Annotated in this window: 15 protein-coding genes; 7 read left to right on the plus strand and 8 right to left on the minus strand. The window is 46.9% G+C overall.

The window, feature by feature from the left end:
* Positions 1-290: 290 nt before the first annotated feature.
* Entirely contained in the window at positions 291-1,106 is an 816-nt protein-coding gene (xthA, locus tag BGP75_RS13430) for an exodeoxyribonuclease III (protein WP_076719350.1), read from the minus strand.
* Positions 1,107-1,680: 574 nt separating this feature from the next.
* On the opposite strand from xthA, the gene nhaD reads away from it, so the two are divergent.
* Positions 1,681-3,138 carry a sodium:proton antiporter NhaD gene (gene nhaD / locus BGP75_RS13435; RefSeq protein ID WP_076719351.1) on the plus strand — a complete coding sequence of 486 codons (1,458 nt, stop codon included), beginning with the start codon at positions 1,681-1,683 and terminating at the stop codon, positions 3,136-3,138.
* A gap of 44 nt (positions 3,139-3,182) precedes the next feature.
* On the plus strand, positions 3,183-3,392 hold the full coding sequence (locus BGP75_RS13440; RefSeq protein ID WP_076719352.1) for a hypothetical protein: 210 nt from the start codon (positions 3,183-3,185) through the stop codon (positions 3,390-3,392).
* 244 nt (positions 3,393-3,636) lie between these two features.
* Here the strand turns inward: BGP75_RS13440 and BGP75_RS13445 are convergent, their stop codons facing one another.
* The 4 genes from BGP75_RS13445 to imuA all read right to left on the minus strand — a co-directional run bounded on the left by BGP75_RS13445 (position 3,637) and on the right by imuA (position 10,058).
* Complete coding sequence (locus BGP75_RS13445) at positions 3,637-4,200, minus strand: YopT-type cysteine protease domain-containing protein (RefSeq protein WP_158070110.1); 564 nt, start codon at positions 4,198-4,200, stop codon at positions 3,637-3,639.
* 219 nt (positions 4,201-4,419) lie between these two features.
* The gene (locus BGP75_RS13450) at positions 4,420-7,782 is read right to left on the minus strand and encodes an error-prone DNA polymerase (RefSeq protein WP_304441979.1); all 3,363 of its coding nucleotides are present in this window, start codon (positions 7,780-7,782) and stop codon (positions 4,420-4,422) included.
* Positions 7,670-9,253, minus strand: coding sequence for a DNA polymerase Y family protein (locus tag BGP75_RS13455; protein ID WP_076719354.1), 1,584 nt, complete (start codon positions 9,251-9,253; stop codon positions 7,670-7,672). Before BGP75_RS13455 ends, BGP75_RS13450 begins: the two co-directional genes overlap by 113 nt.
* A 4-nt stretch (positions 9,254-9,257) precedes the next feature.
* Positions 9,258-10,058, minus strand: coding sequence for a translesion DNA synthesis-associated protein ImuA (imuA, locus tag BGP75_RS13460; protein WP_076719355.1), 801 nt, complete (start codon positions 10,056-10,058; stop codon positions 9,258-9,260).
* 111 nt (positions 10,059-10,169) lie between these two features.
* Between imuA and BGP75_RS13465 the strand changes: the two genes are divergently transcribed.
* The 3 genes from BGP75_RS13465 (at position 10,170) to metA (ending at position 13,828) form a co-directional block, all read left to right on the plus strand.
* On the plus strand, positions 10,170-11,414 hold the full coding sequence (locus tag BGP75_RS13465) for a PA0069 family radical SAM protein (RefSeq protein WP_083704813.1): 1,245 nt from the start codon (positions 10,170-10,172) through the stop codon (positions 11,412-11,414).
* A 177-nt stretch (positions 11,415-11,591) separates the two neighbouring features.
* Complete coding sequence (locus tag BGP75_RS13470) at positions 11,592-12,593, plus strand: thioredoxin domain-containing protein (RefSeq protein ID WP_076719356.1); 1,002 nt, start codon at positions 11,592-11,594, stop codon at positions 12,591-12,593.
* 305 nt (positions 12,594-12,898) lie between these two features.
* Positions 12,899-13,828, plus strand: coding sequence for a homoserine O-succinyltransferase (metA, locus tag BGP75_RS13475; RefSeq protein ID WP_076719357.1), 930 nt, complete (start codon positions 12,899-12,901; stop codon positions 13,826-13,828).
* Positions 13,829-13,963: 135 nt separating this feature from the next.
* On the opposite strand, the gene BGP75_RS13480 is transcribed toward metA, so the two are convergent.
* On the minus strand, positions 13,964-17,278 hold the full coding sequence (locus BGP75_RS13480) for a mechanosensitive ion channel domain-containing protein (RefSeq protein ID WP_076719358.1): 3,315 nt from the start codon (positions 17,276-17,278) through the stop codon (positions 13,964-13,966).
* Between the two features lie 295 nt (positions 17,279-17,573).
* On the opposite strand from BGP75_RS13480, the gene BGP75_RS13485 reads away from it, so the two are divergent.
* Both BGP75_RS13485 and BGP75_RS13490 read left to right on the plus strand, forming a co-directional pair.
* Entirely contained in the window at positions 17,574-17,972 is a 399-nt protein-coding gene (locus BGP75_RS13485) for a phnA protein (protein WP_076719359.1), read from the plus strand.
* Positions 17,962-18,591, plus strand: a complete 630-nt coding sequence (locus BGP75_RS13490; RefSeq protein WP_083704814.1) for an HAD family hydrolase — start codon at positions 17,962-17,964, stop codon at positions 18,589-18,591. Before BGP75_RS13485 ends, BGP75_RS13490 begins: the two co-directional genes overlap by 11 nt.
* Here BGP75_RS13490 and BGP75_RS13495 read toward each other — a convergent pair whose 3' ends face one another.
* Together BGP75_RS13495 and BGP75_RS13500 are read right to left on the minus strand one after the other, a co-directional pair.
* Positions 18,592-19,542: a TraB/GumN family protein gene (locus BGP75_RS13495; RefSeq protein WP_076719360.1), complete on the minus strand. Its 951-nt coding sequence runs from the start codon at positions 19,540-19,542 to the stop codon at positions 18,592-18,594.
* A 46-nt stretch (positions 19,543-19,588) separates the two neighbouring features.
* Positions 19,589-20,407 (minus strand): pyruvate, water dikinase regulatory protein, encoded by an 819-nt coding sequence (locus BGP75_RS13500; RefSeq protein WP_076719361.1) that lies wholly within the window; start codon positions 20,405-20,407, stop codon positions 19,589-19,591.
* Positions 20,408-20,461: the final 54 nt, after the last annotated feature.

A 20,461-nucleotide genomic window follows, 5' to 3' on the forward strand; every position in this document is an offset into this window, starting at 1 on the left:
CAGAGATCATGACCTTAGCTGGCGAGCAGCCCTGGTAACAGGTGGGGTTTATTTACCGCTTACGTTATAGTGGTTGCTTCTGTTGTTTACACCAGTGGTGGTAACGATCACAGAGCTGAGAGTAGCATTACCCGATGGGATGTTGGAGGAGATTCGCGCGGGGATATGTCAGGGGCATTATGACTGGTTTAAGTCGAGTCATAATGCACTAAAGGTCCCCGTTGCTGGCTTATATAAATCGGCTTCCTTGCCCTAAAGTATCTGATTTTCTGACTTGCGGCTGGATTACTCTATAGATCAAAGTCAGCCCATATTGGGCAATGGTCAGAAGGTTTCTCCATCGCTCGTATGTTGTAGTCGATGCCAGTTGCTGTGCATTTTTCCAGAAGACTTGAGGTGGTTAAGATCAGGTCTATTCTTAGTCCTCGTTTGGGTTCACGATCAAAACCCTTGCTACGATAATCAAACCAGCTGTACCACTGGTGATCGTCCGGGTGCTGTGAGCGGAAGCTGTCGGTCAGTCCCCACGCCTTCATACGCTGAAGCCATTCTCTTTCTTCGGGCTGAAAGCTGGTTTTACCTGTTCTGAGCCAGCGCTTACGGTTATCTTCTCCGATCCCAATGTCGATATCTTCTGAAGAAATGTTCATATCTCCCATGACTAACAGCAACTCGTCAGGGGACTGTCGCTGCTCAAGCTGTTCCTGTAAATCTGCATAAAACTTACGCTTAGCCGGGAATTTTGTTTCATGGCTAATATTCTCACCCTGAGGAAAATAACCGTTGATAACTGTTAATACAGAACCGGTTGGAGTCTTGTAGTCCGCCATAATCAATCGCTTCTGGGAGTCTTCTGTATCAGACAGAAACCCCTTCTGAACCCGTAAAGCCGGTAACTTTGAGATTAGGCAAACACCGTAGTGTCCTTTTTGTCCATGGTAATCGACTTCATAGCCCATCGCTTTAATCGCATCCACCGGAAACTCATCGTCATGGACCTTCGTTTCTTGAATACCAATCACGTCAGGAGACTGCGTATCGATCAGGGCTTGTAGTTGATGCAAACGAGCACGTATGCCGTTGGTATTAAAGGAGACGATTTTCATAGTATGGTCCGTTACTTGAGATCAGCGTTGTTAGTAGCCTGTTTAAACAGATACTAAACAGACAATAAGTTAGCTGAAAGTAGTGACAAAAAAAACATTCAATTTTGAAAGGTTTTAGATTGGGTGCGTCAAACACTCGAAGAGGCTCCGGTGATATCGCTCGGGGCCATAAATCTGCCGGTAAAATAGAAGACATACTGGCGGTCAAAAACCAGCGGGGGCGAAATCCAACTGCAGTGGTCAACTAATCCCGGAAATGGCCAAAAACGGCCTCAGCGTAGCAATACAATCGCAAACAATTCTGGCAATCGTTAGTCTGAATACCCAAAGGGTAAAGGGTGTTGCTACCTCAGTGGCACCTTTTGTTCGCAATCCTTATAGCGCGTACTTTCCTCCTTTATAGCAAGCTATTCCCCTGTCTTTTTGGCTAAAACCTCCACTACTAACATCTCCAAATAACCACTAAAACCGCTTGCTGGCACAAAGGTATCTTCATTTTGTCGTTGGATTGGCATTAAACATCTGATAAAACTAATCTTTACAGCTAAACATGCATCGTTACTAGGTGAATTATATGCAAGGAACTTTGCTTCGGCCCACCCTGTTACTGCTTCTGACCACGTTATTCTCCCCAACCTCTTTTGCTTCTGCCACTGGGTCGCTAGACCTCACTAGCAGCGGTATAGGATACTTTGCTGTGGCGATTTTTGTGATCGCCTACTCCTTAGTCATCCTCGAAGAAAAGCTCCACATGCGAAAATCCAAACCGGTGCTGGTAGCCGCGGGGATTATCTGGGTCGTGGCAGGCTGGGCTTATATTCAACAAGGCCTGACCCACGATACCGAGCATGCATTTAAAGCCACGTTGCTAGAGTTTGCGGAACTGATGCTGTTCCTGTTAGTAGCAATGACCTACATAAATACGTTGGAAGAACGGCGAGTGTTTGATGCGCTTCGAAGTTGGATGATTCGCAAAGGCTTCGATTACCGCAAGCTTTTCTGGCTGACCGGATTCCTGGCGTTCTTTATCTCTCCTATCGCCGATAACCTCACCACCGCCTTGCTGATGTGCGCAGTGGTCATGAAGGTCGCCGAAGGAGATAACAAGTTTATCAACCTCTGTTGCATCAATATTGTGGTGGCAGCGAATGCAGGCGGCGCCTTCAGTCCCTTTGGTGATATCACCACACTGATGGTATGGCAGGCAGGGATTATTCCATTCCAGGACTTCTTCGCCCTACTAGTGCCTTCGCTGGTGAATTTCATAATCCCAGCATTGATCATGAGCTTCTTTATCAAAAATCGCACGCCACATGGCGATGTCGAAGTGATCGAAATGAAGCGCGGTGCCAAACGCTTTACGCTGCTGTTCCTGCTCTCCATCGCCTCGGCGGTTAGTTGCCATACATTCCTGCACCTGCCACCTGTACTGGGCATGATGGCGGGGCTGGGTTATTTGCAGTTCTTCGGTTATTACCTGCGTATGACCTTGCCTAAAAGCCTGGAGAAAAAGCGTCAACAAGCCGAGCAAGCCGGTGATACTGAGAAGCTCGACTACCTGGGTAGTGTCGTTCCCTTCGACGTTTTCAACCGTGTGGCCCGGGCCGAGTGGGACACCTTACTGTTCTTCTACGGCGTCATTATGTGCGTAGGCGGTCTCGGCTTTATGGGCTACCTGGCGATGATGTCAGATCTGCTTTATACCCAGTGGGACGCGACCAGCGCCAACGTTATGCTAGGGATTATCTCGGCGGTAATCGATAACATTCCGGTGATGTTTGCGGTACTGACCATGGAGCCACAAATGTCTCAGGGACAATGGCTGCTAATCACCCTCACCGCCGGGGTCGGCGGCAGCTTGTTGTCGGTCGGGTCTGCAGCGGGTGTCGCGGTTATGGGCCAAGCACGGGGAATCTATACCTTCTTCGGCCACCTGAAATGGACGCCAGTGATATTTTTAGGTTATGCCGCCAGTGTCTGGGTTCATCTGTGGTTTAACGAAGGTCTGTTCACCGGCACCGTGGGTGGATGACTAAGTCAGTGATATAACAATCGCGCCAAAAACAAAGGAATGCTATGAAGCTGATTATGCGCTCTGAATTTGACTCGTTGCGATTGGACGATCGCAACGAGTATGAGGTTGATAAAAATGGCGATACCCAAGTAGTCAAAATCTACCGGGATGGCAAACTAATCGCCAAGAAGAAGACCCAGAAAAAATCGGTCCGCTACTTCGGCGTTTCAGGGTATGAGCAGTATTTGCCTGGAGGATCTGATGAGGTCTGACCCAATTGGGGTAAAACCAGAGATAGGAGCAACGCCACTTGACACAGCCAAGCGTATGCACAAAGAAGGAGATGATACTCTCGACCGGAGCGAGATGATTAAATACTTAATCGCAGTCGGTGCAAAGTAACCACCTTAACCTGTGAGAGTAGATTGGGTCTGAACTAATACAGGTAAGTGGCTCAACGACGCTTACAATCTACTCTCGTTCCAACAAAACTGATGCGGCGACTACGCTGAAATACTACGCAACGTGGCAGAAATGAACAGACTCAAATGATAGAGATTGTGACTTTCCTCCACTGGTAACATAGGTTCCATATTGGGTTTCCAGGTTTTTTAAGAATGATGCTCTGTTGCTTGATGACAGTGAATATTCTCCGGAATTGGGATCGAAAAAAGTCATCTTGTTGTCGTCTTGATGCAGAGCGCAGACATGATTGGTATTGGCTCCTTTAAGTTCCATGATAACGATATGGTAGCCGGGGTTATTATTCAAATGGGCTAAGGTTTTACTGAAGGTTGCTGTATTGAACTCTTGGTGATGTTCTCCCATTTGTCCGCCCAGGGTATGCGGTGTTACTTTTTCCACTCGTTCAGGATAAGTGCCGCCGGTCCGCCAGCTGTTAAACTGCTTGGCGAAATAATCAATTTGTGTCCAGGCGCCGTCTGAGTTGAGAAACTCTATTCGATCTGTTGGCTTTTCTGTGGCAAATCTCTTGTGTCTTTGTATCCACTGGAAGCTTAAGCCCGTGCAACCTCCTATTTGCACACTTTTCAGGCTGCTAAGATGTGCTCTTGTCTTCAATTGACGTCTCTGTTTGTATTTTGCAACACGGTGCCATTTCAGAGACCATATCGTTTTCCATGAAGTAAAATCCTGTGGCATATAAATTCCCTTACCAAATTAGATTAACGGATCTTAAAGATACGGACTGATTCTATGCAGCTGGTGAGAATTATCAATTGTTTCTGCTAAAAAGTATTAACATCAATAAATTAACTGCCAAAAGTAATTGTATTCCCGTTATCGAAAATCTCTCGATTTTACTTTCATCGCATTCCAGTGGTCGGAGATATCGGTAAGGCGTCCTGCTATGACATGGATCACGGAGCCTTCTCGTTCCATAACTCCTGAGACCTTGAGGATGTTGGCTGTCAGCAGGGCCTTACGTTGTATTTGCGCTGTTGCCTTCCAGACAACGAGGTTTATTTGTCCTGTTTCATCTTCTAATGTAACGAAGGTTACTCCGGTTGAAGTGCCAGGGCGTTGTCTGTTGGTGACCAGACCGGCAACATGAACTAATTGTCCATGGCGGCAATGGAGTAATTCATGAGCACGCAGACATCCTTGTAACAGTTGTTGCTCGCGTAGCAGTTCCAGCGGGTGACGACCCAGACTGAGTCCCAGATGCCGAAAATCTTCTTCCAGATCAGCTTGTTCAGAAGGAGCGCTGAGTTGGGTGTTCGAAGCCGCTGAGTGAGTGTTTGGGGCAGTGGAAGTATCAACAGCGGTCAGTTCCAGATTATTCAGGTCTTGCAAAAGCTCCCAGCGTGCCTGATATCGATGGTCTGACAGATTGTTGAGTGAGCCTGATGCTGCTAACGCATCCCAATCGTTGCGCTTTAAATGGCAGCACAAGCGGGCATCTGTGATTGAACGAAAACCAGTTTCTGGACGGTTTTGCAGAATAAGCTCTGCTGCGTCTTTGGATAGTCCTTTTATTAATCTGAAGCCCAGGCGCATAGCTGGTTGAGGGAGGTTTCCCGGGCGCAGGGTATGTTGGCTGGAAGAGGGGCGATTCTGCTTGTCTGGAATGCCATACTCTACAGTGTCCGGGACATCATATTCTAGGCTGCTGTCCCACCTGCTGCGGTTTATATCAACCGGGCGAACTTCTATGCCATGTCGGCGTACATCCTGGATCAATTGGGCAGGGGTATAAAAACCCATAGGCAGACTATTTAATAGACCGCAACAAAAAGCAGCAGGGTGGTGGCACTTGAGCCAGGCAGAAACGTAAACCAATAAAGCGAAACTGGCTGCATGAGATTCTGGAAAACCGTATTCTCCAAATCCTTCAATCTGGCGGCAAATACGTTCAGCAAACTCTTTTTCGTAGCCTCGTTCCAACATACCGGTAATGAGTTTTTGCTGATATTTGTGTATATGCCCATTGCGCTTCCAGGCAGCCATAGCCCGTCGCAGTTGATCCGCTTCGCCACCGCTAAATCCAGCCGCGACCATGGCTAATTTAATCACCTGCTCCTGAAAAATAGGTACCCCAAGGGTACGCTCCAATACACCTTGCACTTCCGGGCTGGGATAATCGACTTGTTCGATACCGTCTCTTCGGCGTAAGAATGGATGTACCATATCTCCCTGAATAGGCCCTGGCCGTACAATCGCTACCTGAATAACCAGGTCGTAGTATGTCTGAGGCTTTAGGCGTGGCAACATACTCATTTGGGCACGAGACTCAACCTGGAAGACACCGACACTATCGGCCTGGCAGAGCATTTCGTAGGTCAGGGGGTCTTTTCGAGGAATATCCTGAATGCTAAAAGGCTTGCCTTGTGATTGACTGAGCATTTCCAGGGTTTTACGAATAGCCGTCAGCATACCCAAGGCCAGTACATCCATCTTTAATAGCCCGAGCGTTTCCAAATCATCCTTATTCCATTGAATAATGGTCCGTTCAGTCATTGCTGCGTTTTCTATGGGAACCAGTTCCGTAAGGGGGCCTGCGGAGATAATGAAGCCTCCAACATGCTGAGACAAATGACGGGGGAAGTCGAGAATTTCCATAACCAGCTCTGTCAGTAATCGATGGGTAGGGTCTGGTGTTTCACCGCCGAGTTCTGATAGCTGTTTCAGCCAGCTTTGACGCCCACTGCGGCGGTCCAGCTGACTGATAAGCCAGCTAAGGTAGCTTTCATCCATACCCAGGGCTTTGCCTACATCACGGATGGCACTTTTGGCTCGATAGCTGATGACAGTGGCGGTAAGTCCTGCCCGGTCACGGCCATAACGCTGATAGATATATTGAATGACTTCTTCACGGCGCTCATGTTCAAAATCTACGTCTATATCAGGTGGTTCGTCACGTTCTTTGGAAATAAAGCGCTCGATGAGCAGATTAACTTCCTTGGGGTCCACTTCGGTTATATGCAGGCAATAGCAAACAATGGAATTTGCCGATGATCCTCGTCCCTGACAAAGAATATCCCGACGACGGGCAAATTTGACGATATCCTGAATAGTGAGGAAATAGTGTTCGTATTTCAGTTCTCCAATAAGTTTCAGCTCCTTACTGATCTGCTGTTGGAATTGTTTTGCTATGCCATCAGGAAACCGGAGCCGAGCCCCTTCCTTCACCAGATTGTGAAGGTGTTGTCGGGCACTGAGCCCGGCAGGTACCAGTTCTGCTGGATATTCGTAACGAAGCTCAGAAAGGCAGAAGTGGCAGCGATTGGCTATTTTCAGGGTTTCATCAATTAATGCTTGTTGATAAAGACGGTTGATTTTGTTTATTGACCGGAGGTGGCGTTCTCCATTAGCTGCCAGTTTAAAACCACAGTTTTTGATGGTGGTTCGATGATGGATAGCGGTCAGCAGATCCTGTAGCTTCTGTCTTTTGGGGTGATGCATATGAACATTATTAGCGCAGACTACGGGTTGTTTTAACTCTGAGGCCAGGGTTATGCACTGTCGGTAATGATGCTCGTCAGCTGCTGTTAATAATCGCTCAACCAGCAGCCAGCATCGTTGAGGAAATTGTGCGGCCAGCCATTTCAGGCGGTTTCGGGCTTTTAGCATAGGATCAGGTAACATAGGTTCAGGATTTGGAGCAGGGCGATAGAGCAACAGGCAGTGGTCCAGGTTCAGGCCATCATTACAATCGAAATCAGACCACTGGATGTGATAGTGGCCTTTTTCAGCCTTACGGCGACAGTGGCTAATTAGAGTGCAGAGTTGAGCGTAGGCACGACGGTCTGGCGCCAGAACGACGACCAGCTCATCAGCCAAATGAAACTCACTGCCTATAATCAGTTTCAGAGGCTGTTCCCGTGCCGCTTCATAAGCTCTGACTACACCCGCTACTGAGCATTCATCGGTGAGTGCCAGAGCTTGGTAACCCAATTCTACGGCACGCTGGACCAGTTCTCCCGGGTGAGAGGCTCCACGTAAGAAACTGAAGTTGCTCAGGCAATGGAGTTCAGCATAATTTACGGTCTTAATCATGTTTATACAGTCATCGCCATCTTTTCCAGCTCTAACCAAACCATCCGTGTACAAACCACATGCCTTTATCGTCTCGATATAGCCATCCGAGGCGTCCGTCAGGCCAGCGGGCAATGTAGTAATCGCGGCGTATCGGGGTTTCATCCCACCATCCGCTGACGATACGTTCCGGTCCTGTTTCAATGGTTATATTCTGTTGTGTTAGCTGATGCGCCTGCAGTGGCTGTGGTTTTTCTAATAACCAGTTGGGACGCCCTGGCTTTTCTTCAGTTCTGCTTTTTATCTTTTCTTGATGAGTACTTTGTTGCAGGAGCTGTTGATTTAGGCTGAGAGTTTTCCAGCTCTTTTCTGGACGGTGATCTGCGACCAGCGCCAAACGATGAAGGGATGACTCTCCTAGCCGTGTTTGCAGGCGACTTAGCAGGTGTGCAGGAGGTTCTTCCGGGTTTTCTTGAATAAAAAGATTATGATTACGATTCTCTTTTTCTCTGAAATGACTGGCTTCCAGTCGTAATGCGATTACCGGCTGCTTAATGGTTAGTCGTTCAATACGCAGTCGCCAAAGCTCCAACCAAGCTTCAGCTCTGTGTTCACCGTTATGATGTTTAACGGTGACTCGTTGTCCTCGGCCATTAATGCTGCTGTTACCAGCCCTGTGATTGTTAAAGTTACGCTTGCCAAAAGGCTGGTTGTCAACCTTATGATAGTCATGTTGATGGTCAGCAGCAGATCCCCGTTTCACTAATGTTAAGGTCAGTTGCTGGGTGCGTAGCTGGCGACTATGGAGGTAGCCTTCCAGCCCTCCCAGCATACGTCTTAAGGGAAATAACAGGGCTTCACTGTTTTCGACCTCGTGGCTTAGATCCAATTGGCGACTAAAGTGCAGGGGAAGTTCAAAATAGCAAAGAGGGTCAGCCTGTTGACCAATAATTCTGTCGATTTTGTTAACCAGTTCTGGTCCTAATCTGGATGCCAATTCGTTTCGAGGCACACTGAGCAGCTGTTGCAGTTGAAAGAAGCCCATGCCGATGAGACGTTCACTACTTTTCTCATCCAGCTCCAGACAATCGGTCGGCAACTGGCCTAAGCGTGCTAAATGCTGGTTTTTATTCTGGCCAATAAAAGTACCGTTACGAGCGAGCAAGCGGGCGGCTAAAGGTGTGTGTCCGGTGGCCCATTGGATGCTGAAACCAAAACGGGTCAATTGCTGCTGTAACTGCTGTTGCAGTACTTTCAAACCTTGAAAATAATGCAGCATGGATGCAATTTCCAGCAACAGACCGTCTTCTGGTTGTAAGCATATCTGAGCGCTGAATTTCCCCGCCCAAATTGCCAGAGCTTCCAATTGTTGGGACTCTCGGTGTTTTTGACGGCTAAAGATCTGCACCTCCGGGCAGAGGCTACAAGCTGTCGCTATTGCCATTCCCTGTTTTAACCCTCGGTCTTTGGCTTTGTCATTGCAAAGATGTAATCGTGACTGACGTTGATCCAGCAACACAGCAGGACCCGGAGTATCATCACAATAGAGCATTTCAAGAGGAAGCAGTGGGAAGTGCAGATAGATCCACAGTGGTGTCTGTGATGATGAACGGGTTGATGGGATAGAGGCTGCCATCTGATTATTCAACCAGTTTAAGCTTGGGCTGGATTGATGTTGAGGTTTGAATTGGTGCTGAAGTTTGAATTGAAATCGGGGCCGGTGTCGGTTCTGGATATTCCAGTGATGCTGCTTTTTTCCCTAATAATATTTCTTCACCCAGTTTTAATCGCTGGGTTGGCATAGTCCAGCCATTTTTACGCTTGATCAGGGTGATATCTATGCCGTCTGGACGAGATTCAAGAGAGAGGCGGTAAGGTGCACTGGAGCTTTCGTCGCGACAGTGCAGGGGGCGAAATAAAAAGCCCAGAGTTCCACCTTCAGAAGCGGCTATTTGTAATCGCCGAATAGCTTTTTCCTGCTTGGCCGGTAACCAGCCCAGTACAGCGCTACAGCTGCCACTCTTTAAGGCTTGTTCCAGAGTCCAAATGCGATCTTGCCAGGTGTTACTGTAAACCATCAGTATTTTGTTAATGTCGATACCTGCTGTAGCCAGCGCAGGGGCATAAGGAATATGAGGAGGATCGACCCAGATTATCCATTTCTCGTTCAAGGACAGTGTGGCCAGCAGTGGTAACAGCAGCCGAAGCTCTCCACATCCCTCTTTTGCATAAAGCAACTCCACCAGATTACCCGGTTGCCAACCATCACCGATCAGCTGTTGATCAATCTCAGGATATCCGCTGCTTAGGTATTGGGGAGAATGTCTCTGCCGGTTTCTATTTTGGGTTGCCTGGTTCTGGCGTGCAGGCCAGACACGGCCTTGTTTTAGCAGATTATTTAATTGTCCGTGGTGGGTTCTATGGGCATAAGACTGTTGCATAGTGAGTAACCAACTTCTAGAATGCTGTACATATATACAGTATAGTCAGCAAAAATTCTCACAGCAAGCAGACAGTTGTCCTGACAAAATGAAGATAACGAGGTGTGGTAGATGAATACTGATACAGTGATCGTGGCGACTGGTCATGAAAGTAATTGTTGTGAAGTCAGTTATTGTGAAAGCAACCGTCATGAAAGCCTCGTTTTGAATAAGGGCAGAGAACCGACTGTCGATACCAACAAGGCCGGTATTAATAAAACCAGCACCGATAATACGGCTATCAAAATAATTAAGGGACGTGGTGCGCTCAGTAATGAACCTGGTCGTTTTGCCATCACAAAGGTTGAGAGCGTTCCTGACAACAGGACATCTGATGGCGCTGATCCTGAATGGGAGTTAATTCCCCGCGTTTGTACCGAGGTTCGAGCAGAGAAAGCAAAATCGATCATCAGTCGTAATAACTCTCCGGACTTGCCTTTCAGCCAATCAATCAATCCATATCAAGGCTGTGAACACGGCTGCATATATTGTTTTGCCCGACCTACTCATGCTTACTGGGATCTGTCCCCCGGGCTTGATTTTGAGACCAGGCTTTCCTACAAGAGCAATGCTGTGGAGTTGCTGGAGGAAGCGTTGTCAAAACCCAAGTACAGGTGCCAGCCGATAGCACTGGGCACTAATACAGACCCATACCAGCCTATTGAGAAAGAACAGCAGGTAACACGTCAACTGCTGGAAGTGTTGCAGCGACATCGTCATCCTTTTAGCATTGTCACCAAGAGCGCTCTGATTTTACGTGATTTGGATATTTTGGAAGAAATGGCTCGACAGCGACTCTGCTCAGTTCGAATCAGTGTTACAACATTGGATAATGACTTAAAGCGAACGCTGGAACCCCGAACTCCTTCACCGAAAGTTCGTCTAAAAACCATCCAGGAACTGAACCAGGCCGGGGTTCCCGTAGGGGTGTTGGCAGCACCGGTGATTCCGAAGATTAATGATCATGAACTAGAAGCTATCCTCGAAGCCTGTCGTGACGCGGGCGCTAAAACAGCTGGCTATATATTGATTCGATTACCGCACGAAGTTAAAGCGCTATTTGAGCAGTGGTTGATGACACATTACCCTGGGCGAGCCAATCATGTAATGAGCTTGATTCGACAAAGCAGAGGCGGTAAGGCTTATAATGCCCGCTATGGTCAACGAATGGTTGGCAGTGGCTTTTATGCTGAGATGGTTGCACAGCGTTTTCGTGTCTCCTGTTCTCGGTTGGGGTTGATTGCGGGAGAGGGTGGTAAACTTAACTGTCAGTTATTTCGACAACCCCCTGGACCGGGACAGCTCTCATTATTTTAAGCTTGGTGTATTGGACTGCTCTGATGGGGCCCATGGAACCAAAAACAATTTTGAATTACTAACGACATTCCGATTAGGTTTTGTGTACTTTCTGAGAGTCCTTGAGGCTTGTACAGAAACCCCCTGATCTTTGAATTTAACAGATGTCTATCGTCTGCAAACAGTAAGGAAATTTCAATGGCAAGATATACCCACGCCCTGGCTCTGGTCTTAGGGTTTTTATGTGTTTCAACAGTTTCTGCGGAGCAGTCGACAGTCATACGCTACGATGGTCACGAATACCAGGGGAGCAACCTGCCTGCTGCACTACGTCAAAAATTTTATGAGCTTGAGCTGGAGACCAGCAAGCAGAAGCAACAAATTGTTGATCAGTATATTCTTAACCGTTACCTACAGGATCGGGCTAAAGCTGAATCCAAAGACATAAGAGTTCTACAACAGGAGTTACTGCAGGTCAGCACTCCTTCTGATGAAGAGCTGAAACAATTTTATGACGCAAACAAAGCCCGGATTCCTGCTCCTTTTGAACAGGTTAAGGCTCAGATATCAGAGTTTCTTCGTTCCCAGAGAGTGGCGCTGAAACAAGGGCAGCTGATGAAACAGATTCAGGAGCAAAAAGGCTACTCTGTTGAAATGACTGAACCGTCACCTCCTGTTTTTGATGTGGCTACTGCCGGTTACCCCTCGAAAGGTAATCCCAAAGCGAAAGTGACATTAGTGGAGTTTGCGGATTATCAGTGCCCACACTGTAAAAAAGCTGGAAAAGTGGTTAACAATCTACTGAAAAAATTTGGTGACCAGCTTCAGGTTGTTTATAGAGATTTCCCTATCAATTCATCAGGTATATCACGGAAAGTTGCTGAAGCTGCCGTTTGTGCTGATCAGCAAGGGCGCTTCTGGGATTTTCATGATCTGGCTTTTGAGCGCCAAAGCTATCTGAAGGCTGTTAAATCCAGCATGCTGGCAGAGCAATTAGGGTTGGATATGGATAAATTCAATGCCTGTTACGCTGAGCAAGAAACTAAAGCTAAAGTAACCGCTTCTCTGGAAGAGGGCAATCGGCTTGGATTGACCGGTACACCGACCTTTTTTATCAATGGCCGTCAGTTGCACCTGCACGGAGAGCTGGAACAAGGTCTTGTTGAAGCAATTGAGGAAGCCCTTAAAGCTGCTTCCTGACAGGGGGCACGACAAATATCTGGTGTGACAGTTGCCGGTCTGTACTTAGTACACAGATGTGGCATCTGACGCTTTAGGCGCCGAGCATTGAGTATCAGAGAGCCTCTGGTTTCTTATCAGGTGTTCTCTGATTCTGTCGAGGTGTCTTTGACAGAACAGGTGACGAATTATAGTTTTTATTCTGTATAAAGGATTTTTTTTACAGTTTAGAGGAAATATAGGTTAAACTTTTAAGCTTAGTTATCAATTGTTGCTCTGGGCAGAGGAAATAAAAACCCTTATCTAGTCGTACAGAAGGTGAAGATGTGCCGATAAAAATACCTGATCAATTACCAGCCGCTAGTATTTTGCGCAAGGAAAACGTGTTTGTTATGTCCGAACAGCGGGCATTGAGCCAGCACGTTCGTCCGCTGAAGGTGATCATTCTGAACCTGATGCCTAAGAAAATTGAGACAGAAAATCAGTTGATTCGATTGTTATCCAATACCCCGTTGCAGGTTGATATTGAGCTGCTGCGTGTTGATAGCCGAGTCTCGAAGAATACTCCACAGCAGCATCTGGAGCGCTTCTATCGTAGTTTTGATCAGATTAAGGATAAAAATTACGATGGCCTTGTTATTACAGGGGCTCCTCTTGGTTTGATCTCTTTTGAGGATGTGCTTTATTGGGATCATATTCAAGAGATTATCCAATGGTCCCGGAAGCATGTAACTTCAACACTGTTTTTGTGCTGGGCTGTTCAGGCGGGTCTTAAAGTGCTTTATGATCTGCCTAAACGTACACGAAAAAATAAACTGTCCGGCGTGTATCAACACAAGACTCTTGCTAAGGATGAGCCATTAACAAGAGGTTTTGATGATGGTTTCATGGCCCCCCATTCCCGTTATGCCGATTTCCCCGTAGATTTTATGCGAGACTATGCGGATCTAAGGCTTCTGGCCAGTTCGGAAGAGGCTGGGGTGTATTTGATGGCTTCTGACGATAAACGACAAGTTTATGTAACTGGCCATCCAGAGTACGACGCGGAGACTCTGGCGCAGGAATACCGTCGGGATTTAGGCGAAGGTTTGGACCCGAGTGTACCGGTAAATTACTTCCCTGATGATAATCCAGATAATGATCCTTGTGTGACTTGGCGTGGTCATGGCAGTCTGCTGATTTCCAACTGGCTGAACTATTATGTTTACCAGATTACGCCTTACGATCTACGCTCAATGGATCCTACTCAGGACTAGCCCCGTCAAAATACTTTAGCGCTGGAAAGGGTGACTGGTAACCTTTCCCAGTTCTAAAAATCACCCTGACCGATAACCGTTCAGGGTGATTCAAGCATTCCAACAGGGTTACCGCTTAACAGTGAAAGATACCTTTTAAGAATCCTCTACTGGCTGCTTAGCTGCCCGTTTAATGGTTATATCCATTTGAGGGAACGCTATCTCTACGCCATGTTGGCGGAACTTCTTGTCAATCAGGTTGTGCAGGGCATGGGTTACCGGTAACCGGTCCGCCATTTCACTGACATAAATTCTGAGCTCGTAATTGAGCGTGCTATCACCAAAGCCAACAAAATAGGCTTCGCTTTTCGGTGTGTCCAATACGCTGGGTACTTCATTAGTCGCTTCTAACAGCAGACGTTCAACCAACTCATTATCGGAGCCATAGGCAACTCCAACAGGAATTCTCACCCGGGTTACCTGATCAGATAGAGACCAGTTCACCAGTTGTTCGGTAATAAAGGCTTTGTTAGGAACAATAATTTCCTTCCGATCCCAATCAACGATGGTTGTTGCACGTATTTGTATTTTACTGACAGTCCCTGTAAGTCCATTGATTGTGACAGTGTCACCAATGCGAATGGGCTTTTCAAACAAAATAATCAGTCCCGAAATAAAGTTAGCGAAAATCTCTTGCAAACCAAATCCCAGGCCAACCCCTAGCGCCGCGACCAGCCACTGAATATTTTCCCACTTGAAACCAATAATATTAAAACTGACAACTAAGCCAATGGCTATCAGTGAATAATTCAGAAGAGTCGTGATGGCATAACCCGTTCCGGGGGATAATTGCAGGTGTTGCAGCACCAGTAACTGCATAACCCCCGGTAGGTTGCGAACACTTATCCATATCACCAGTATGGTGGCAGTAGCAAACAGGAAGGCTTTTAGCGTAATTGGCTGCAGATGTTCAGTACCGTTGAGTGAAAAAGTGGTTTCCCAGACGGTAATGGTGTCCAGGATATCCAGTGCACTGAATAATGGAGACCAAAGGGTCCATAGTGATACGGCAACACCAATCCATAGCAAGGTCTTGACCAGTCCTCTGGTTTGTTCGCTGATGGCCTTTAAATCTATTTGGCTCTCATCGGGAATTTCAATGGATGTCTCACTATTGCCCTCATCGTCTCGGGCGCGTTGCGCCAATATTTCAGCACGACGGGCTTTTGCCTGTTCAAATGCAATGCGACGCTCTTGTACCAATAATCCTCGAATGGCCAGGCTGTAGATAACAATCCAGCCAATACCAATGAGTAGAGAATACATAAGCATGCTAAGCAGCTTAAGTCCGGTGTAAAAGTATCCATAAAGAGCAAAGGCGCCAAAAAACAGCGGTGTTAATGCCAGGGAAATACGGACGAAGTTATAAAATTTCCGTTGTTGTGTTGAAGGGTGGGGCAATTGCTCAAACAGGACATAGCTACGCAAAGCTCTCCAGAAAAACAGGCTAAGCCCAAGACACCATATGATAAAGCAGGCTCTTCCCAGAGTGCTTCGCATGGCTTCTGTATTGACCCACTCGGATATGCTGATCATCAGAAGTAAAGGAGAACTAAACCAGATCAATCGTCTGAGTTGGCGTGCCCATTGGATTACAGTTGTTTCACTCCATTGAAGGTGAGCTTTGAGAAGCCCCTGTGTTGCACTCCAGTTGCGTAATGTAATCCAGGCCCAAAACGGGAGGCTAAGCCATAACAAGCCCTGCCCAAGTCCCTGAGCAAAATCGAGTCCTCCGGTTTCTAACAAAATTCTACCCAGCATTTGAAAGAATAGCGGAAGCGGAAGCGCATAGAAGGCACCCGCAATCATGAGATGAAGGGTATAGCTGAACTTGTCTTTGCGGACGTTTCCAAGCAAGGGGGCGAAGTAATTCTGCAGGTGTGCCAGTCTGCGACGAGAAAAAAACCAGACAACCAGAAGTAAGCCGCTTGCAGCGATAAGTCCCAGAGAATATTTCGGACTTTGCATGAGAGAGGTAACAACCTCCTGCCAACGGCTGGGAGAAAACATCCACTGTATACTTCGTTGCAAAAGGGGAAAGCGTTCAAAATTAATCTGCCCGGTATTGGGTACCCAGAGCAGGCGTTGATCGATCAGCTCTTTGAATTGATGGATTTGATTGAATAGTCCCTGTGCGGCTACTTCCCGTTCAGATAGAACAGAAAGCAGCGAGCGGTAACTGTCCAGTAAGCCGGATACCAGGGTTGCCCGGGCATTAATAATCTCAACAAGGTTTTGTTGTTCCTGGCTGCTCAGTATGGGGTCGGCGTCTTTGGCCAACGTTTGCACATAGGCATTCGGGTCAGTCAGCAGTTCTGACTCCTGCTCCAGATCATAGGTAAAGAACTGAATCTCACCCTGGCGCTTTAACAGTGCATCAAGATCAGGTAACTCCGGCAATGAAGCCAGCTCGGCTCTTAGGGTTTGGCCAAATGCGGAGCTCATGCTTAGCCATTGAAGTTGCCGCTTTATACGCTTTAATTTCTGGCTGACTTTCTGACTCTGCTCATCTGTGATTTGTTTGGTTGCAACCGTATTGTCCAACTCAATGGTGATCTGGGTTAACTTCTCAGATAGTCGTTCATTTTCTTCTGCCTGCTGGCGTAGCAAGGGGTGGCTACCGGGTGTCGTCAGGGTGGATTTCTTGGACTCTGCAACCGTTTTTTCCGCTTCTTGACGACGGACATCTGCCAGTTGCTCCTGTAGTTTCGTTGCCACCTGTGTGAGATCATCGATTTCGATGCCTAACAGATTGAGTTGCTGTTTAAATAAGGTTTGTTGATTATTGCTGCTTAACAGCTCCAGTTTCAGCATGTTTGCCTGTGCCACCAGTGCGGTCAGATGAGCGTTGCTCAGTGACTTTTGGGCACCGGTCATTTCTTCACTGGTTGTATTTATTTCTGATGCCTGTTCAATGATCTGTTCTTGTGTTTCTTTGACCTTGCTGATCAGTTCTGGAATAACAAGGCGGCGACTACCTATCAGAGCCAGTTCATTATTGTAGTTGTCTTGTTTGTTTTTAAGGTTGAGCAGCCTTGCTCGTGTGACCGCCAATAACTGCTCAATCTCGCTGGCAGAGAGCCGAGAAAGCTTGGGAAGGGGTTCTGGCAGGTAGTTTTCGATCTGTTGGTTGATGCTTTCAGAGCGTTCGGTAAAATCCCTGATCAGCAGGCTGTACTTTTCGGCCCTTTTATTGAATCTTTCCTGATCCTGCAAATACTTTAGTGTCTGCTGATAAGTTTCCCGTAACTGGACGTTCTCTCCCTCGGTGTGGGCCCCCAGATTATCAAGCTTTCCTTGAATCAGGCCAAGAGGGGTTATTCCTTGAGAGGCTTCTTCCGTTGGTTCTTCAGCGAAGACTGTCGTTGCAAGTAGAACAATAGAAAGCAACAGGAAGCGGAGTAGGATCATAGATAGACTCTAATTTAGTTGTCAAATGCCGGTTGTCAGACAGTTGGACGGCAGTTTAATAAACAGGGCTAATGTTAAACTATCTTTGCTTCTCAGGGCATCAGGATAACGGCAATAACAGCAATAAAAATCTTAACCAGTCAAAGACGTGCAGAGCTAATACTGCTAAAGTTTGATTAAACTTAGTCTGGCTTAATCAGTTATTTTTTATGACACTGCTGTCATAGGATGCTGTTCTAAAAAACGGGTTTCTACCGACGGCAGTATAAATAATGATCATCGCTTGGGGGATATCGTGGCCAAAGGGCTTCGTCAACATCAACATCGCAACCAGGGCTTAAATGCCTTTGGGAAGGAGCTTACTCGGCGCTCAGGTTCCTGCTGTGAACTTTGTGAGGCCTGTAACGTAAAACTTGTTATTCATGAAGTTCCACCGATCCCCTCAGAACCTCAGCTGGAGCACTGCCTGTTCGCTTGTGAAGAGTGTGCGCTGCAGATCAATACACCCAAGCGTCGGGATGTAAGTCATTGGCACTGTCTCTCCAAAGCTGTTTGGAGTCCGGTGCCTGCTGTGCAGGTTATGGCGGTCTGGATGGCGCGACAGTTATCTGATGAGGCCTGGGTCAAGGAATTACTGGAACAGTTATACCTCCAGCCCGAAATTGAATCATGGGTAGACCAGATTGACGACTGACTTGATTAGGTTTCGCGCTCTGCTGGATCGTCGTTATTGGATCTTTGATCTGGATGGAACGATCACAAAGCCTGTTCACGACTTTGTGGCTATTCGTAAAGCTCTCGGGGTCCCCGAAGCGACTGGTATTCTGGAATATATAGCGAGCCAGCCGGAACCTGAGAAAACTTCTCTCAATAGGAAACTGTCATCCATTGAAAGAAACCTGGCAGAGCAGGCCGAGCCGACCCCCGGTGTTCTGAAATTACTGCATCAGTTGTCTGAGCAGGGGCGGGTGTTAGCCATCCTGACCCGAAATCAACGAGAGTGTGTTGATATCAGTTTGCAGCGTCTGGGTGTCCGTCAACTCTTTGCGGATGCTGCTATCATCGCCTGTGAGGATGCGGCTCCAAAACCTGATCCCGAGGGTGTTAAGAAACTCCTCAATAGCTGGCAAACCAGTCCGGATAACTGCTTGATCGTTGGGGACTTTTTATATGACCTCCAGGCGGGTGCTGAGTCGGCTATAGCGACAGTGCATTACGGTGCCGATCGCCCAGAGCGCTGGCCCGAACTGACAGATGCGGTTGTTGAGGATTTTACTGTGCTCACACGGATGCTGAGTGACAGCCCTGGCTAATCAGCGATTGACACGAGTAACCTGATAACCTTTTTTTTGTAGCAATTTCTGAATTCCACTCGCTCCGCTGTAGTGAGCTGCGCCCACTGCAAAGAAGTAACTGTTTTGAGGTTGTTGTTGCAATAATTTTGAAATTCGCTCAGCCATTCTTAGATTACGGTCAACTAACAAACGCTGATTAAGTTTATTTGCCAGGGCTGGCGACAGTGACAACTGAGATTCCATTAAAGTGGAGAAATTATCAGGGTTGCCAGATCGATAGGCCTGATAGGTTTCCTCCATTACTGAGGTGCCTTGCTCTTGGGCTTTTTCCATATAGTCGAGGGTCGAGTCCAGCAATAGTAAGTTTTCCTGTTGACTGAATGACTCAAAGACTCCGGATTGTTCTTCGATAGTTTCCAGTCCTCCTACCTGTTTTCCTTTAAATGAGGCGATTTGAAACAGGCGCATATCCATTGGAACCAGACTTCCATGGGCAATCTGATCTTCAAGTAACGCAAGTGTTGCGGTGAATGCCCATAGTTTCAATTTTGAGAATACACTAAGGGATAAACCCGGATGAATGTTGTCGAGTATGCGATTGATCCGTTGTTGTCTGTGTTGTGAAAGCGTGTTTTGCAGCGAGCTGTTATCGGAGCTGATGAATAACTGAGTCGCTTGAAGAAGCACTTCCGGAGTCATTTCGAGTTCACCGTAAAAAGCATCAGATTGTTCAAAACTGTGGGTGACAACGTCCGGCAACGTATTCAGTTCAGGATGAGCACTGTGAATAGTGCCAAAAAGAAAAGAGGGGTTGAAACCAGGTTTTTCTACACGCCAAAGATAAGGGTTGTTCTCTTGTCCCTGTGCTCGACTATGGGTCGTCAGGATCAAAGGTAACAACAACAGAAGTGCGAGTTTTGGTAGAGATAAACGATGCAGACTTTTGAATTCTGATAACTGAAAAGTCATTTTAATATCCTTATATTTCAAATAAATAAAATGATTTTTTGATCTTTTACTTGAATCTTCGCCTAAGCCCTGCTTCGGCAATGATGCGCGTGGATACTTCTTCAATTGAGAGGTTGCTGGTATCCAGGTAATCAATGCGATTAAGGGTTAACATTGCTTCTGCATCTTCTACTTCCCGGAGGCATTGTCTAAGGCTTGCATAGCGGCTGTTAGGTCGCCTTTCGTTTCGAATCGCTGATAACATTTCGGCCTCCAGACTAAGACCGAAAAGCTTTTCCCTGTACGGCTGTAGTAGTTTTGGTATTTGAGTCTCGTCAAGGTCATCTTCAGTTAGAGGGTAGTTTGCTGCGTAAATACCAAACTGTAAGGCTAAGTATAGGCAAGTTGGAGTCTTTCCAGTGCGGGAAACCCCGATAAGAATAATGTCTGCCTTTTGATACCCTCTTGAAGAGGCTCCATCATCGTTTTCCAGCGCAAAATTAACGGCATTTACTCTTTCTTTTGAAATTGTGCTTCTAAGGGCCGAGCGTCCCTGACCGGTTGCGTTATCGGGTTTTGTTCCCAGTTCGGTTTCCAGGGCAGGCATAAACGAGCTGAAAATATCAATTGTTAAGCCGTTGCTTTGCTTGAGAATATCTCTAAGTTTTTCATCGGCCAGGGTATACATTACAACGGGACGCAGACCGGTCTCGCTTGCACACTGATTTACCTGCTTGACAGCTTGTTCGGCTTTTTGAATTGAATCGATATAAGGCAGCGTGGTACGAGAAAATTCAATATCCTTGAACTGTGCTAACAGACTTCTTCCTAATGCTACCGCAGTGATACCGGTACCATCGGAGATAAAAAATGCTGTGCGTTGCATGGATGCTCTCTATATTGAATAGGTAGATAGATCATCAGGTCAGCGGAATAATCA

Origin of the sequence: Motiliproteus sp. MSK22-1 (assembly GCF_001968815.1) — a bacterium.
Taxonomy (GTDB): Bacteria; Pseudomonadota; Gammaproteobacteria; order Pseudomonadales; family Balneatricaceae; genus Motiliproteus.

What these genes read in the sequence shown, in the direction of transcription:
- xthA (WP_076719350.1), bottom strand. Translation starts at nt 1,106, where the DNA reads ATGAAAATCGTCTCCTTTAATACCAACGGCATACGTGCTCGTTTGCAT.
- nhaD (WP_076719351.1), top strand. Translation starts at nt 1,681, where the DNA reads ATGCAAGGAACTTTGCTTCGGCCCACCCTGTTACTGCTTCTGACCACG.
- BGP75_RS13440 (WP_076719352.1), top strand. Translation starts at nt 3,183, where the DNA reads ATGAAGCTGATTATGCGCTCTGAATTTGACTCGTTGCGATTGGACGAT.
- BGP75_RS13455 (WP_076719354.1), bottom strand. Translation starts at nt 9,253, where the DNA reads ATGGCAGCCTCTATCCCATCAACCCGTTCATCATCACAGACACCACTG.
- BGP75_RS13465 (WP_083704813.1), top strand. Translation starts at nt 10,170, where the DNA reads ATGAATACTGATACAGTGATCGTGGCGACTGGTCATGAAAGTAATTGT.
- BGP75_RS13480 (WP_076719358.1), bottom strand. Translation starts at nt 17,278, where the DNA reads ATGATCCTACTCCGCTTCCTGTTGCTTTCTATTGTTCTACTTGCAACG.
- BGP75_RS13450 (WP_304441979.1), bottom strand. Translation starts at nt 7,782, where the DNA reads ATGAAACCCCGATACGCCGCGATTACTACATTGCCCGCTGGCCTGACG.
- BGP75_RS13500 (WP_076719361.1), bottom strand. Translation starts at nt 20,407, where the DNA reads ATGCAACGCACAGCATTTTTTATCTCCGATGGTACCGGTATCACTGCG.
- imuA (WP_076719355.1), bottom strand. Translation starts at nt 10,058, where the DNA reads ATGCAACAGTCTTATGCCCATAGAACCCACCACGGACAATTAAATAAT.
- BGP75_RS13495 (WP_076719360.1), bottom strand. Translation starts at nt 19,542, where the DNA reads ATGACTTTTCAGTTATCAGAATTCAAAAGTCTGCATCGTTTATCTCTA.
- BGP75_RS13470 (WP_076719356.1), top strand. Translation starts at nt 11,592, where the DNA reads ATGGCAAGATATACCCACGCCCTGGCTCTGGTCTTAGGGTTTTTATGT.